Source organism: Streptomyces bungoensis, from assembly GCF_001514215.1.
GTDB lineage: Bacteria > Actinomycetota > Actinomycetes > Streptomycetales > Streptomycetaceae > Streptomyces > Streptomyces bungoensis.
Window position 1 is genome coordinate 869,007 of the sequence record NZ_KQ948851.1, and the last position, 14,170, is coordinate 883,176.

Sequence of the window (14,170 nt, forward strand, 5' to 3'; positions counted from 1 at the left end):
GTTTCCCCCGGCCACGCGGGACGGACCGCCGGGCCCGGCGGGTGCGGGATGCCCCGCCGGGTCGAGCAGTCCGCCCCAGTCCGGCTGCGTCCGGAACCAGTCGCCGGCGCCGTCAGCGGCGGGCATACTCGCGGAAGCCGCGGCCGGTCTTGCGGCCGAGGCAGCCCGCCGCCACGAGGTGCTCCAGCAGCGGCGCCGGGGCCAGGCCCGGGTCGCGGAACTCGCGGTGCAGCACCTTCTCGATGGCCAGCGAGACGTCGAGGCCGACCACGTCCAGCAGCTCGAAGGGGCCCATCGGGTAGCCGCCGCCGAGCTTCATCGCCGCGTCGATGTCGTCCAGGGAGGCGTAGTGCTCCTCGATCATCTTGATCGCGTTGTTGAGGTAGGGGAACAGCAGGGCGTTGACGATGAAGCCGGCGCGGTCCCCGCAGTCCACGGCGTGCTTCCTGATCCTGGCGCACACCTCCCGGACCGTCGCGTGGACGTCGTCGGCCGTCAGCACCGTGCGGACGACCTCGACCAGCTTCATGGCCGGCGCCGGGTTGAAGAAGTGCATGCCGATCACGTCCTGCGGACGCGAGGTGGCCCGGGCGCAGGCGACCACCGGCAGCGAGGAGGTGGTGGTCGCCAGGACCGCGCCCGGCTTGCACACCTTGTCCAGCGCCTGGAACAACTGCCGCTTGACCTCCAGGTCCTCGGCGATCGCCTCGACCGCCAGGTCGACGTCGGCGAACGCGTCGTAGGAGCCGACCGGGGTGATCCGCTCCAGGGTCTGCGCGGCCGCCTCGGCGGTCATCCGGCCCTTGTCGACGGAGCGGGCCAGGGACTTGCCGATGCGGGCCCTGGCGGCCTGGGCCTTCTCCTCGCCGCGCGCGGCGAGGACGACCTCGTACCCGGCCTTGGCGAACACCTCGGCGATGCCGGAGGCCATGGTGCCGGAGCCCGCGACGCCGACGGAGCGCACCGGGCGGCCGGCGGTCCCCGTGCCGGCGGAGGCCGGGGTCAGGGCGTCCGGGACGACGGTCGCGCTGCCCGGGGCCTCGTAGGTGTAGAAGCCGCGCCCCGACTTGCGGCCGGTCAGGCCCGCCTCGCTGAGCTGCTTCAGGATCGGGGCGGGGGCGTGCAGCCGGTCGCGGGACTCGGCGTACATGGCCTCCAGGACCGTCCGCGCGGTGTCGATGCCGATGAGGTCCAGCAGGGCTAGGGGCCCCATGGGCAGGCCGCAGCCGAGCCGCATCGCCGCGTCGATGTCCTCGCGGGAGGCGTACCGGGCCTCGTACATCGCGGCGGCCTGGTTGAGGTAGCCGAACAGCAGCCCGTCGGCCACGAACCCGGGGCGGTCGCCGACCGCGACCGGCTCCTTGCCCAGCTCGATCGCCAGGTCGGTGACGGTGGCCACGGCCTGCGGCGCGGTCAGCACCGAGGAGACCACCTCGACCAGCCTCATCGCCGGCGCCGGGTTGAAGAAGTGCAGGCCGAGCACGCGCTCGGGGCGGGCGGAGTCGGCGGCGAGCCGGGTGACCGACAGGGCGTTGGTGCCGGTCGCGAGGATCGTCTCCGGGCGGACGATGCCGTCCAGTTCGCGGAAGATCTGGTGCTTGATCTCGTACGACTCCGGCGCCACCTCGATGACCAGGTCGGCGTCGGCCGCCGCGGCGAGGTCGGTGGAGGTGCGGACCCGGGCCAGGACGCCGGCGCGCTCCTGCTCGGTGAGCCGGCCGCGCTCGACGGCGCGGGCCGTGGCGGACTCCAGGGCGGCGAGCGACTTCGCCGCCTGGGCCTCGCTGACGTCGATGCCGATCACCTCGCGGCCCGCCTTCGCGAGCACCTCGGTGATGCCGGTGCCCATGGTGCCGAGGCCGACGACGGCGATCGTCTTGAGCGGGGACAGGGAGGGGTCGGACAGGGGAGTGGCCATCGCGGGACTCCAGGAATGAGGGTGACGACGAGGAGCGCGCCGGGTGCGCCGGGAGGCGCACCACGGGGCGTGAGAGTGCGGGTGTTGCCGGGCTGCATGCGCACACGCCCGGTGCCGTGGACCGCGGGCGTGCACACGCCCGGGGAGCGGCTGATCCGACCGGCCCTGTCCCGGAGCCGGGTCGTTGCTGCGGTACCGAGGTACCGAACCGACCGCGCTCACGACGGCTGCGTCACCAAACCGTCGTCAGCGAAAGCGAGAGGGTTGCTCGCTCGTATGAGCTTAACCGGCTGGTAACGAGCGCGCTAGCCCCCGGACTTTGTGATGTAGCTCCCTCCGCGCGCACAACCCGCCTACGCTGGGGTTCGTGGACGAAGAGTTGCGAGCGCTCACGGAGCGTTTACGGCAGGAGTCGCACGGCTCGGCGGCGTACGACCGGCTGCTGGCGACCGGGGACCACGACGAACTGGCCGAGGTGCTCACCGCGCCCGGGCAGCCGCTGTGGGCCAGGGAACTGGCGGCGTTCCGGCTGGGCCTGGCCGGCGACCGGCGCGCCTTCGAGTCCCTGGTGCTGCTGCTCAACCACCGCGACCCGCCCCGCTGCGCCTCCGCCGCGTACGCCCTGGCCCGGCTGGACGACCCCCGCACGGCGCGCGCCGCGGCCGCCCTCGCCACCAACGAACTGCGCGTCGCCTACGCCCTGCACCCGGTGCGGCTCCTGGTCGAGCTGCGCGCCCCCGAGGCCGTGCCCGCGCTGATCACCACGCTGGAGCGCCGGCTGGGCCCGCACGACCCGTACCGGCGGGTGGCCCTCGCCTGCGTGGAGGGCCTCGGCACGCTCGGCGACCCGCGCGCGCGCCGCGTCCTGACCGAGGCGCTCGCCCACCCGGCGCTCGCCGAGGCCGCGGTGCACGCCCTGGCCCGCATACCGGAGCGGCAGCGGTGACGGTGCGTCAGAGCACCCTGACGTAGCGCACCTCGGGCACGGGCACGCCGTCCACGTCGAAGGGCTCCTCGGCGCCGTCGGGCCGGAACCCGGCCCGCTCGTAGAACCGTCGGGCGTTCGCGTTCTCCTTGAGCACCCACAGGAACATGCGCCCGGCTCCGGAGCGCTGTCCGGTCACCTCGGCCAGCAGCGCCCGCCCGACACCGGTGCCGACGCGGGCCGGGTCGACGTAGAGGGCGTACAACTCGGCTTCCGCGGTGCGCACTTCACCGTCCCGGTACGGCCCGTGCGCCGCCCAGCCGACGACCTCGCCGCCCCGCTCGGCGACCAGGTTCACCACCGTGCCGTCCCCCTGCGCGTACCAGGCCCGGCGCCGCCCGGCGTCCGTCTCGACGCTGAGCGCGTCCAGGTACGGCTGCGGCATGAGTCCCCGGTAGGCGTGCTGCCAGCCGCGCACGCGGATCTCCGAGACGCGCTCGCAGTCGGCGAGGTCCATCGGGCGGATGCGGATGAGCCGGTCGTCCATGCCCGCACCCTAGGCAACCGCGCGCCGCGGCGCCCGCGATTATGCGGGCACCACCGCGAGCGCCTCGATCTCCACGAGGAACTCGGGCGCCACCAGCGCCGCCACCTGCACCGCGGAGGCCGCCGGAAGGCGGTCGTCGGGTATGTGGGCGGCGCGGGCCGCGCGGACGGCCGGCAGGTACGCCACGTCCGTGACGAAGTACGTCAGCTTCACGACGTCCTCGAAGCCGGCCCCCGCGGCGGCCAGACAGCGCCTCAGGTTCTCGAACACCTGCCGGGCCTGGGCCGCCGGATCGCCCGCGCCGACCAGCGTGCCGTGCTCGTCCAGGGCCAGCTGGCCGGAGACGGCGACGAGGCGGCCGGTGGCCGTGACCACGTGGCTGTACTGCGTCGCGGGCGCGACGCCCTCGGGAGCGGGGATGCGGCTCGGTGCGGTCATGGCTCCATGGTGGACCACGCCACCGACAACGCCCCGGGCGGTCCGTCCGCACGCCGCTCAGCGGCGAAAGCCCAGCAGGCCGTGCAGGGTCGAGCCGCGCGAGGTGGTCGCGGCCGCCTTCGCCGTCAGGGGCTCGGGGCCGGGCGACTTCTCGCAGACCGCGTCCGCCTCGCCGGTGCCGTGCGGCAGCGTGCCGTCGGCCAGATAGGCGGCCAGGTAGCCGTCGAGGCAGGCGTTGCCGCTCAGCGTGATGCCGTGGTTGCCGCCGCCGCGCTCCACCACCAGGCTCGAGCGGGCCAGCAGACGGTGGACCCGCACGCCACCGGGGTACGGCGTCGCGGCGTCGTCGGTCGCCTGGAACAGCAGCGCCGGCGGCAGCTCGGCGTTGGCGACGTCCACCCGCCGCAGCGGGCCCGTCGGCCAGAACGCGCAGGGTGCGTTGTACCAGGCGTTGTTCCAGGCCATGAAGGGCGCCTTCCCGTACACCGACCGGGTGTCCGCCCGCCACCGGTTCCACGAGCGCGGCCAGAGCGCGTCACGGCACTGCACCGCCGTGTAGACGCTGTACCCGTTGTCGCCCGAGGCGCCCACCGCGGCGAGGTTCCGGTACGCCTCCACCAGCGGCTCGGGATCGTGGTCGTTGGCGTAGGCCGCGAAGGCCTCGGCCAGGTACGGCCAGTAGCCGTCGTAGTAGCCGCCCGGGATGAAGGTGTCCTCCAGTTCGGCGGCGCCCACCTCGCCGCCGGCCGGCCGCTTCGCCAGGGCCGCCCGCATCGCGTACCACCTCGCCTCGACCCGCGCGGGGTCCGTGCCGAGCCGGTACCGGGCGTCGTGGCGGGCGATCCACGCCATCAGCGCGCGGTGGCGGTCGTCGAAGGCGTGGTCCTGGGCGAGGTTGTCCTCGTACCAGACCCCCGACGGGTCCACGATCGAGTCCAGCACCAGGCGGCGCACCCGCTCCGGGAACAGCTTCGCGTAGACCGCGCCGAGGTAGGTGCCGTAGGAGTAGCCGAAGTAGGTGAGCTGCCGCGCGCCCAGGGCCTGCCGTACCGCGTCCATGTCGCGGGCCGCGTCGGCCGTGTTCAGGTACGGCAGCACGCGCGCGTACCGGCGGCCGCAGGCGGCGGCGAAGGACTCGGCGCGCGCCAGGTTCCGCCGCTCCAGCTCGGGCGTGGCGGGGACGGTGTCCGGGCGCACGGGCCGGAAGTGGCCGGGCGCGCAGTCCAGGGCCGGGGTGCTGCGCCCCACGCCGCGCGGGTCGAAGCCGATCACGTCGTACCGGGCCGCCACCTTCTCGGGCAGCGCGGAGGCGACGAACCCGGCGAGGGTCAGACCGCTGCCGCCGGGGCCGCCCGGGTTGACCAGCAGCGGGCCCTGGGAGGTGGGCGCGGTGTGCGGCACGCGCGACAGGGCCAGGGTGATCTGCGTGCCCGACGGGTTCGCGTGGTCCAGCGGCACCTTCAGGGACGCGCACTGCAACCTCGGGTAGTCGCTGGTGCCGCACGCCTTCCAGGTGAGCCCCGGCGCGGGAGCGGCGCCGGACGCCCGGGCGGGCAGGACCGTGACCGAGCCCGCCAGCACGACGCCGGCGGCGGCTGCGCACAGCACCGCTGCGCGTCTTCTCATGGGGCCTCCCGGGACGGCGGGTGACGCGAGCCGCGCGGCTCACGGCTCTCGCCGCATCGTCCCGGCGTCGGCGCCCGGAAGAACGCGTTCTGGCCATAGTTGACCCAATTGGGCCGAGGGATGCCCTCCAACGCCGAGGCCGGGCGCGCCGAACCGGCCCGGCCGTGCGCTCGCGGCGACGCGGGACGAACCGGGACCGAGTGGCCGTCAAGGGCGAGCCGGCCCCCGGTGCGCCGACGCGTCCTCGGCGCGTTCGCCGAGCAGGAGTGCGGCGACCGCCTCCGGTGCCTCGTGCATGGCGTCGTGACCGGTCGGCAGGTCGTGGACCCGCCATTCGGGATCGGCTCGGAGCCGGGTGCGCAGTTCGGTGAACGGCGTCCGGTCCGCCCATCCCGAGCAGTAGACGAACTCCCGGCGGGGGATCCGGGCGAGCGCTCCCGTGAGCCGGACGCCCTGCAGGAAGGAGGCGAAGGGGTGGGGGCGGCGGCGGGGATCGCCGCCGTCGGGCGGCCGGACGGCGTAGCCGTTGGCCGCGGCGCCGGCAGCGAACACCTCCCGGTAGCGCTCGGTCGTCGACGACCAGCACGACTCGCCGTCGCGGGGTACGTAGGCGTCGAGATGCACCAGCCGGGAGATCCGGCCGCCGGCCCGATCGGCGGCGGCGGCGATCACCATCCCGCCGTAGCTGTGACCGACCAGTGTGGCATCGGCGACGCGGGTGCGATCGAGGAGCCGCAGCACGTCGTCGGCGTGCGTGTCGAGATTGGCGGCCGCGACCGTCGCGCCGTCGTCGTCCGGCCTCAGACCGGTCAGGGTCATGGCGTGCACGGCGTGACCGGCACGCTCCAGCAGCGGAACCACCGCCTCGAACGACCAGGCGCCGTGCCAGCCACCGGGCACGAGGACGAACGTCGCCATGCGTCTCCCCTTCTCTCGGGCCCTTCGCGCGACCGAAGGCCACTTCGCATGGAGGCAGTGTCACGAGATCGACGTCCGGCCGGCCACCGGTATGCTGCCAACTCGTGCCTGTTCGCCGCCAACCTTCCCCGATCGCCGGGGCGACGTCGCACATATGGCCGTCCGGCGGGCGCCACCTCTGGCCGTCCGGCGAAACGAGCCCGCCGCAGACGCACGCTCGGGGACACCTGGTGTACGCGGCCGGCGGCGTCCTGGCGGTCCACACCGAGCGCGGCACGTCGATCGTTCCCGCCAACCGCGTCGCCTGGACCCCCGGCGGGTTCGGGCACTACCACCGCGCCCACGGCGACACCGACATGCGGATCGTCTTCCTCACGCCGTCCGTCGCCCGGCTCCTGCCGGACCGCCCCGCCGTGTTCCTGGCCTCCGGCCTCGCCCGCGAGGTCCTGCTCGCCCTGACCGGCCCCCGCGACCACGACGACGCCGCGCCGCACTACAGCCGCTCCGCGCGCGCCCGCCTCCTGCGGGTCCTCGTCGACGAACTCCGCGAAGCACGCGAGCAGCCGCTGCAGCTGCCGGAGCCGCGGGACGACCGGCTGCGAGCCGTCGCCCGGATGCTGTCGGAGAGGCCGGCGGACAACGCCACGCTCGCCGAACTCGGGAAGGCGATCGGAGCCGGCACCCGCACCCTGAGCCGGCTGCTGCGCACCGAACTCGGCATGACGTTCTACGAGTGGCGCACGCACCTGCGCGTCTACCACGCGCTCGTCCTCCTCGCCGACGGCCACGACACCACCCGAACCGCCCACGCCTGCGGATGGGCCAACCCCAGCAGCTTCATCGCGGCGTTCACCGACATCGTCGGCACGACCCCGGGCCGCTACCGGACCAGGTCCTAGCGGAGTCCGGCAGCGGACACCGGCTCGCGCACCGCCCTCTCAGATCAGGGTGAGCTGGGTCGGCTCGGACCCGGCCCGCGGTTCCGGCTCCGCCGGCCGGACGCGCCGGGACAGGCTCGCGCGCGTGGGGCCGATGCCGTACTCCCGGGCCAGGTCGTGCACCTGACGGGTGATCCGGCGCTGGTACCACCGCGGCGCGTAGGCGCCCTCCGCGTACAGCCGCTCGTAGCGGCGCACCAGGTGCGGGTGGTGCTGCCCGAGCCACGCCATGAACCACTCCCGGGCACCCGGCCGCAGATGCAGCACCAGCGGCGTCACCGAGGTGGCCCCGGCCGCCGCGATCGCCCGCACCGTCGCGCGCAGTTGCCCCGGGTCGTCGCTCAGGAAGGGAATGACCGGCGCCATCAGCACCCCGCAGCCGATCCCGTGCTCGCCGAGGACCCGCACGACGTCCAGGCGGCGCTCGGGCGCGGGCGTGCCCGGCTCGACCGTGCGCCACAGCGCGGGGTCGGTGAAGCCCACCGACACCGAGATGCCCACGTCGGTCACCTCGGCCGCGCGCACCAGCAGGTCCAGGTCGCGCAGGATCAGCGTGCCCTTGGTCAGGATCGAGAACGGGTTCGCGTGCTCGGTGAGGGCGGAGATGATGCCCGGCATCAGCCGGTAGCGGCCCTCGGCGCGCTGGTAGCAGTCGACGTTCGTGCCCATCGCCACGTGGTCGCCCTGCCAGCGGCGCGAGGCCAGCTGGCGGCGCAGCAGCTCGGGGGCGTTGACCTTCACCACGATCTGGCTGTCGAAGCCGAGGCCCGTGTCCAGGTCCAGGTAGCTGTGCGTCTTGCGCGCGAAGCAGTAGACGCACGCGTGCGAGCAGCCCCGGTAGGGGTTCACCGTCCACTCGAACGGCATGCGCGAGGCGCCCGGCACCCGGTTGAGGATCGAGCGGGCCCGCACCTCGTGGAAGGTCATCCCGCGGAACTCGGGCGTGTCGAAGGTGCGGGTGGTGACGGCGTCCGCGCCGAACAGCGCGGCGTCGGCCCGGCCGTGTTCGGCCTCGCCCGTGAGGTTCTCCCAGCGCATGACGCCTCCTCGGTAGCACTGCCGCCCACAATAGAACATCTGTTCCCATGATCGTGCGCACCCCGATTTGGGCGGCCGGGCGCCGGGGTGGTTGGCTTGCCCCAAGCTCGTGCGAACAGGTCCTGGAGGAATGCAATGGCGCAGGTCGAGGCCACTACGGAGCGGGTCGTCGCGGCGGACGCGGAGAAGGTGTTCGACGCCCTCGCCGACTACCGCGACACGCGGCGCAAGCTGCTGCCCGAGCACTTCAGCGAGTACGAGGTGCGCGAGGGCGGCGACGGCGAGGGCACCCTCGTCCACTGGAAGCTCCAGGCCACCAGCAAGCGGGTGCGCGACTGCCTCCTGGAGGTCACCGAGCCCACCGACGGCGAGCTGGTCGAGAAGGACCGCAACTCCTCCATGGTCACCACCTGGCGCGTCACCCCGGCGGGCGAGGGGAAGTCCCGGGTCGTCGCCACCACGACCTGGAAGGGCGCCGGCGGCATCGGCGGCTTCTTCGAGAAGACCTTCGCGCCCAAGGGCCTCGGCCGCATCTACGACGCGATCCTCGCCAACCTCGCCGCCGAGGTCGAGAAGTAGCCCGCGCCCCCCGGTGACGGGGCGCCGCGTGCGCCCCGTCACCGGTTCGGGTGGATCCCGGTTCGGACCGGGATGATGCCGTAACCACCCGTACTTGTTCGCAGTTGCCGCCGTACGCGGGACAGTGCGACAGGTACGACGAGGGGAGCGGTACGTGGGCGGGACGACTCTGGTGCGGGACGAACCGGTCACGGCGCCGGCCGGCGCACCCGCGCCACCGCACCCCCAACCCGCCGAGCTCCCGCCGCGCCGCGTCCGGCTGGTCTTCGTCGGGCTGATGCTCGCCCTGCTGCTGGCCGCCCTGGACCAGATGATCGTCGCCACCGCGCTGCCGAAGATCGTCGGCGAGCTGCACGGCCTGGACAGGATGTCCTGGGCGATCACCGCCTACCTGCTCACCTCCACCATCGGCCTGCCCCTGTACGGCAAGGCCGGCGACCTCCTCGGCCGCAAGGGCGTCTTCCAGTTCGCGATCCTGGCCTTCGTCGCCGGCTCCGCCCTCGCCGGCCGGGCGCAGACCATGGACCAGCTCATCGCCTTCCGGGCCGTCCAGGGCGTCGGCGCGGGCGGGCTCATGATCGGGGTGCAGGCGATCATCGCCGACATCGTGCCGCCCCGGCAGCGCGGCCGCTACATGGGCCTCATCGGCGCCGCCTTCGGCCTCGCCTCCGTCGCCGGACCGCTGCTCGGCGGCTACTTCACCGACCACCTCTCCTGGCGCTGGTGCTTCTACGTCAACGTGCCCTTCGGCCTGGTCACCCTGGCCGTCGTCACCGTCGTGCTGAAGCTCCCCAGGCCGCGGGCGAAGGCCCGCCTCGACGTCCTCGGCGCCCTGCTGCTCGCCACCGCCTCCACCTGCCTGGTGCTGCTGACCAGCTGGGGCGGCACCGAGTACGCCTGGGACTCCCGGCGGATCGTCGCACTCGGCGCGGGCGCCCTCGCCGCCACCGCGCTCTTCCTCGTCGCCGAGCACTTCGCGGCCGAACCCGTCATCCCGCTCCGGCTGTTCCGGGACCCGGTCTTCGTCGTCACCGCCCTGGTCGGCCTCGTCATCGGCGTCGCCCTGTTCGGCGCGGCCAGCTACCTGCCGACCTTCCTGCAGATGGTGGACGGGGCCAGCGCCACCGGGTCCGGGCTGCTGATGCTGCCCATGATGGCCGGCATCGTCGGCGCCTCGGTCATCGGCGGACAGCTCATCAGCCACACCGGCCGCTACAAGCTCTACCCCGTCCTCGGAGCGGCCGTCTCCACCCTCGGCATGTGGCTGCTGTCCCGCCTCGCGGCCGACACGCCCCGGCTGCACTACAGCATCTGGATGGCCGTCCTCGGCGCCGGCATCGGCCTGGTCATGCCCGTGCTCGTCCTCGCCGTGCAGAACTCCGTGCGCCCCGCCGACCTCGGCACCGCCACCAGCGCCAACAACTACTTCCGGCAGATCGGCGGCAGCGTCGGCGCCGCCGTCTTCGGCACCCTCTTCGCGGGCCGGCTCACCGACGCGCTGCGCCGCGAGCTGCCCCCGCGCGCGGGCGCCCGGCTGCCCGACCCCGAGTCCCTCACCCCGCAGCTCGTGCGCGCCCTGCCACCGGCCCTGCGCGACGCCTACGTCCGTGCCTACGCCGACGCGATGCCCCGGATCTTCCTCTACCTCGTCCCGGTGCTCGCGCTCGGCCTGCTCATCGCCTTCTTCCTCAAGGAGAAACCGCTGGTGTCCCACCACGCCGCCGAAACGGAGCCCGCGTCCGTGACCGCCGCCGTCCCGCAGGCCCGCCCCCAGCCCCAGGCCGGAGGCACCCCCCACTCACCCCGCCCGCCGCACGCCGCCGGCCTGCCGCTCTGCGGCACGGTGCAGCACCCCGACGGCACCGTCGTGCCCCGCGCGGCGCTCACCCTCATCGACGTCGCCGGACAGCAGATCGGGCGCGGTGCCAGCGGCGAGGACGGGCGCTACGCCCTCGCCACGCCCGGCACCGGCTCGTACGTGCTGATCGCCGCCGCGGGCGGCCACCAGCCGCAGGCCGTCTCCGTGACCGTCGGCGAGCGGCCCGTCGAGCTCGACGTCGTCCTCGGCGGCGCCGGACGCCTCGCCGGCAGTGTGCTCACCGCCGACGGCAGCCCCGTGCGGGACGCCACCGTCACCCTCACCAACGTGCACGGCGAGGTCGTCGCCACCACCCGCAGCGGCCGGGAGGGCGGCTACGTCATCACCGAACTGGTCGCCGGCGAGTACACCCTGGCCTCCAGCGCGCCCGCCTTCCGCCCCGCCGCGCTCCCGGTCACCGTGCAGGCCGCCCGGGAGACCCGGCAGGACATCGAACTCGCGGGCGGGGCCGTCCTCAGGGGCACCGTCCGGGCGAGCGGCGGCCGGCCCGTGGAGGACGCGCGCGTGACGCTCCTCGACGCCGCCGGCAACGTCGTGGACACCCTCACCACGGGAGGCGACGGATCGTTCCGGTTCGTGGACCTCTCCTCCGGCGAGTACACCGTGATCGCCGCAGGTTACCCGCCGGTCGCCACGGTCCTGCAGGTCGCGGGCGGTGGCCGCACCGAACGCGACCTGCAACTGGGGCACGAGGACTGACGGGGGGCGCCCGCGGAGCGCGGGGCCGCGCGCCGGTGCGCCGCGGTGAAACCAATTCCAGGAATGCCACACATCGCAACCGGCCGCCGCCGTACCGTGGGTGACGGGGGAACAGATCGTTTGCGTGCAGCCTGCGGGGAGAGAGGGCCTGGGCCATGGACCGTGGCAGCGAGCGGGACGCACCTCCCGGCCGCGGCGCCGACGACGTCACGGCGGGCCGGATCCCGCTCGCCGTGGTGGTCGTCGACCGCGACGGCCTGGTGTCCCACTGGAGCAGCGGCGCCCGCCGTCTGTTCGGTGTCGGCCGGGAGGACGCGGTCGGCCGGCCCGCCGCGGACCTGCTGCCGGTCTCCGGCGCCCTCCCCGACGACCTCCACGGCGACACGATGCCGGACGCCCGCGATCCCTACGAGGCGTACGACGGGCTGGGCCCCGACCTCGAGACCTCCCTGGGCGGCCGGACCAGCTACGCGACGGCGGGCCGGGCCCGGGTGGCCCCGCCGGACCGGGCGAAGGACGGCGAACGGATCGACGTGCTGTGGTGGGCCTACCCGCTGGTCGGCCCCGGCCCGTTCCGGCTGCTGGTGCTGGCCGCCGACGCCACCCGGCTGCGCGACGAGCGCGGCCACGAGGACGAGAGCGCCGAACGCATCTCACCCGGCTTCACCCGCCACACCGAACTGCCCGCCCCCGAGGAGCTGGAGCGCCGGCTGCCGGAGATCCTGCCCAACATGGGCCCGGGACTCAGCGGCCGCATCGTCTCCCAGATCCTCGAACTGGGCTACCCCATCCTGGAGTTCAGCCAGTACGACCGGGTGCCCGTGACCCCGTACTGGGGCGTGCCGCGCCGGCCCGGGCGCCTGCGCACCGAGACCGCCGCCGTCGTACCGCAGCAGCGCACCGCGCCCGTGGTGCCCGCCGGGGCCGAGCAGGACCTCGAGTACGCGGCCGTGCGCGAGCGGCTGGAGTTCCTCAACGAGGTCAGCTCCGGCATCGGCACCTCCCTCGACCTCCACGAGACGATCCGCGAGGTCACCAGCGCCGCCGTGCCCCGCTTCGCCGACTTCGCCGGCACCCACCTGCGGGCGGCCGTCCTGGCCGGCGAGGGCTTCCCGGACGGCCCGCCGGACGCGAGCACCGTGATGCACCGCGTCTGGGTCGAGCACAACGACGAGCCGGGCCGCTGGGACGACACCGTGCCCGTCGGCGAGGCCTTCGCCTTCCCCGAGCACACGCCCTTCTACCGGTGCATGGTCACGGGCGAGCCCGTCCTCGTGCCGAGGGTCACCGACGAGCTGTCGGACCGCATCGCCGGCGAGTTCGAGAAGCGCGACCTCCGGCCGCTGATCGGCCGGCGCTCCCTGCTGATCGTGCCGCTCAAGGCACGCAACGTCGTCCTCGGCTTCATGGTCCTCATGCGCCGCCCGGACCGGCCGCAGTTCGACGACATGGACCGCACCACCGGCGCCGAACTCGCCGCCCGCGCCGGACTCGTGCTCGACAACGCCCGCATGTACACGTACCAGGAGAACGTCGCCGACACCCTCCAGGACAGCATGCTGCCGCAGGTCAGCCCGCGCATGGCGGGCTGCGACGTGGCGACCCGGTACCTGCCCGGCACCCGGCTCGGCAGGATCGGCGGCGACTGGTTCGACACCATCAAGCTGCCCGGCTCCCGCACCGCCCTCGTGGTCGGCGACGTCATGGGACACGGTCTCAACTCGGCCGCGATGATGGGCCAGTTGCGCACCGCCGTGCAGACCATGGCAGCCCTGGAGACCCCGCCCGCCCAGCTCCTGCGCAACCTGGACGACCTGGCCCGGAGGCTCGGCGAGAACTACCTCGCCACCTGCCTGTACGCCGTCTACGACCCGATCCGCGGCGAACTGCACCTCGCCAACGCCGGACACATCCCGCCCGTGCTGGTGCGCGCCGCGGACGGCCGCAGCGAACTGCTCGACCTGCCCACGGGCGCGCCCATAGGCGTGGGCGGGGTCGCGTTCGAGTCCTCCGTCGTCCGGGTCGCACCCGGTGACCGGCTGGTGCTGTGCACCGACGGCCTGGTCGAGGTGCGCGGCTCCGACATCGGCGAGGGACTCGCCGCGCTGTGCGAGTCCGCCGCCCACCCCGCGGCCTCCATGGACGACGCCTGCGACACCATCATCCGCGCCCTGAACACCCACGGCGGCCGCAAGGACGACGTCGCGCTGCTCATGGCCCGGCTCAACGGCATCCCCGACGACCACGTCGCCGAATGGCGGCTCGACGCCGAGCCGCGTGAGGTGGGCCGGGCCCGACGCCTGGTCCGCGACCGGCTCCTGGAGTGGGGCCTGCCCCAGGCGGTGGAGACGGCGCGGCTGCTGGTCAGCGAGGTCGTCACCAACGCCGTCCAGCACGGCACGGGCGGCCGGATCGGGCTGCGGCTGGTGCGCACCGACGCGCTGCTGTTCGAGGTCACCGACGACGAGCCGGCCCTGCCCGCCATGCTGAGCACGGGACCCTACGACGAGTCGGGCCGCGGTCTGCGCCTGGTCAGCCGGCTGGCTCGCGAGTGGGGCGCCAGCGCCAGCGGACACCGCAAGACCGTCTGGTTCGAACAGGCCGTCAACGGCAGGCAGTGAACCGGAGCGCGCGGACCCGCCGCGCGCTCCACGGGAGAAGCGAG

The 14,170-nt window shown here is 74.1% G+C and carries 11 protein-coding genes; 5 read left to right on the forward strand and 6 right to left on the reverse strand.

What is annotated here, in order from left to right:
* Positions 1 to 112 precede the first annotated feature (112 nt).
* On the reverse strand, positions 113 to 1,918 hold the full coding sequence (locus AQJ66_RS03600) for a 3-hydroxyacyl-CoA dehydrogenase family protein (RefSeq protein ID WP_061916164.1): 1,806 nt from the start codon (positions 1,916 to 1,918) through the stop codon (positions 113 to 115).
* A gap of 367 nt (positions 1,919 to 2,285) precedes the next feature.
* Here AQJ66_RS03600 and AQJ66_RS03605 point away from each other — a divergent pair, with 367 nt between their 5' ends.
* Entirely contained in the window at positions 2,286 to 2,864 is a 579-nt protein-coding gene (locus AQJ66_RS03605) for an adenylosuccinate lyase (protein ID WP_061916168.1), read from the forward strand.
* 7 nt (positions 2,865 to 2,871) lie between these two features.
* Here AQJ66_RS03605 and AQJ66_RS03610 read toward each other — a convergent pair whose 3' ends face one another.
* The 4 genes from AQJ66_RS03610 to AQJ66_RS03625 form a co-directional block, all read right to left on the reverse strand.
* Positions 2,872 to 3,390 (reverse strand): GNAT family N-acetyltransferase, encoded by a 519-nt coding sequence (locus tag AQJ66_RS03610; protein WP_061916171.1) that lies wholly within the window; start codon positions 3,388 to 3,390, stop codon positions 2,872 to 2,874.
* A 39-nt stretch (positions 3,391 to 3,429) separates the two neighbouring features.
* Entirely contained in the window at positions 3,430 to 3,828 is a 399-nt protein-coding gene (locus AQJ66_RS03615) for a RidA family protein (RefSeq protein ID WP_061916174.1), read from the reverse strand.
* 57 nt (positions 3,829 to 3,885) lie between these two features.
* Positions 3,886 to 5,454, reverse strand: a complete 1,569-nt coding sequence (locus AQJ66_RS03620) for an alpha/beta hydrolase (protein WP_061916178.1) — start codon at positions 5,452 to 5,454, stop codon at positions 3,886 to 3,888.
* Positions 5,455 to 5,661: 207 nt separating this feature from the next.
* Complete coding sequence (locus AQJ66_RS03625; protein WP_061916180.1) at positions 5,662 to 6,372, reverse strand: alpha/beta fold hydrolase; 711 nt, start codon at positions 6,370 to 6,372, stop codon at positions 5,662 to 5,664.
* 227 nt (positions 6,373 to 6,599) lie between these two features.
* Between AQJ66_RS03625 and AQJ66_RS03630 the strand changes: the two genes are divergently transcribed.
* Positions 6,600 to 7,271: a helix-turn-helix transcriptional regulator gene (locus AQJ66_RS03630; RefSeq protein ID WP_425264262.1), complete on the forward strand. Its 672-nt coding sequence runs from the start codon at positions 6,600 to 6,602 to the stop codon at positions 7,269 to 7,271.
* 39 nt (positions 7,272 to 7,310) lie between these two features.
* On the opposite strand, the gene AQJ66_RS03635 is transcribed toward AQJ66_RS03630, so the two are convergent.
* The gene (locus tag AQJ66_RS03635; RefSeq protein WP_061916183.1) at positions 7,311 to 8,348 is read right to left on the reverse strand and encodes an Rv2578c family radical SAM protein; all 1,038 of its coding nucleotides are present in this window, start codon (positions 8,346 to 8,348) and stop codon (positions 7,311 to 7,313) included.
* 135 nt (positions 8,349 to 8,483) lie between these two features.
* On the opposite strand from AQJ66_RS03635, the gene AQJ66_RS03640 reads away from it, so the two are divergent.
* The 3 genes from AQJ66_RS03640 to AQJ66_RS03650 all read left to right on the forward strand — a co-directional run bounded on the left by AQJ66_RS03640 (position 8,484) and on the right by AQJ66_RS03650 (position 14,126).
* Positions 8,484 to 8,927 carry an SRPBCC family protein gene (locus AQJ66_RS03640; RefSeq protein WP_061916186.1) on the forward strand — a complete coding sequence of 148 codons (444 nt, stop codon included), beginning with the start codon at positions 8,484 to 8,486 and terminating at the stop codon, positions 8,925 to 8,927.
* A gap of 154 nt (positions 8,928 to 9,081) precedes the next feature.
* Entirely contained in the window at positions 9,082 to 11,505 is a 2,424-nt protein-coding gene (locus AQJ66_RS03645) for an MFS transporter (protein ID WP_061916189.1), read from the forward strand.
* Between the two features lie 155 nt (positions 11,506 to 11,660).
* A complete protein-coding gene (locus tag AQJ66_RS03650; RefSeq protein ID WP_061916192.1) occupies positions 11,661 to 14,126 on the forward strand; it encodes an ATP-binding SpoIIE family protein phosphatase in 2,466 nt (821 codons plus the stop codon).
* Positions 14,127 to 14,170 lie beyond the last annotated feature (44 nt).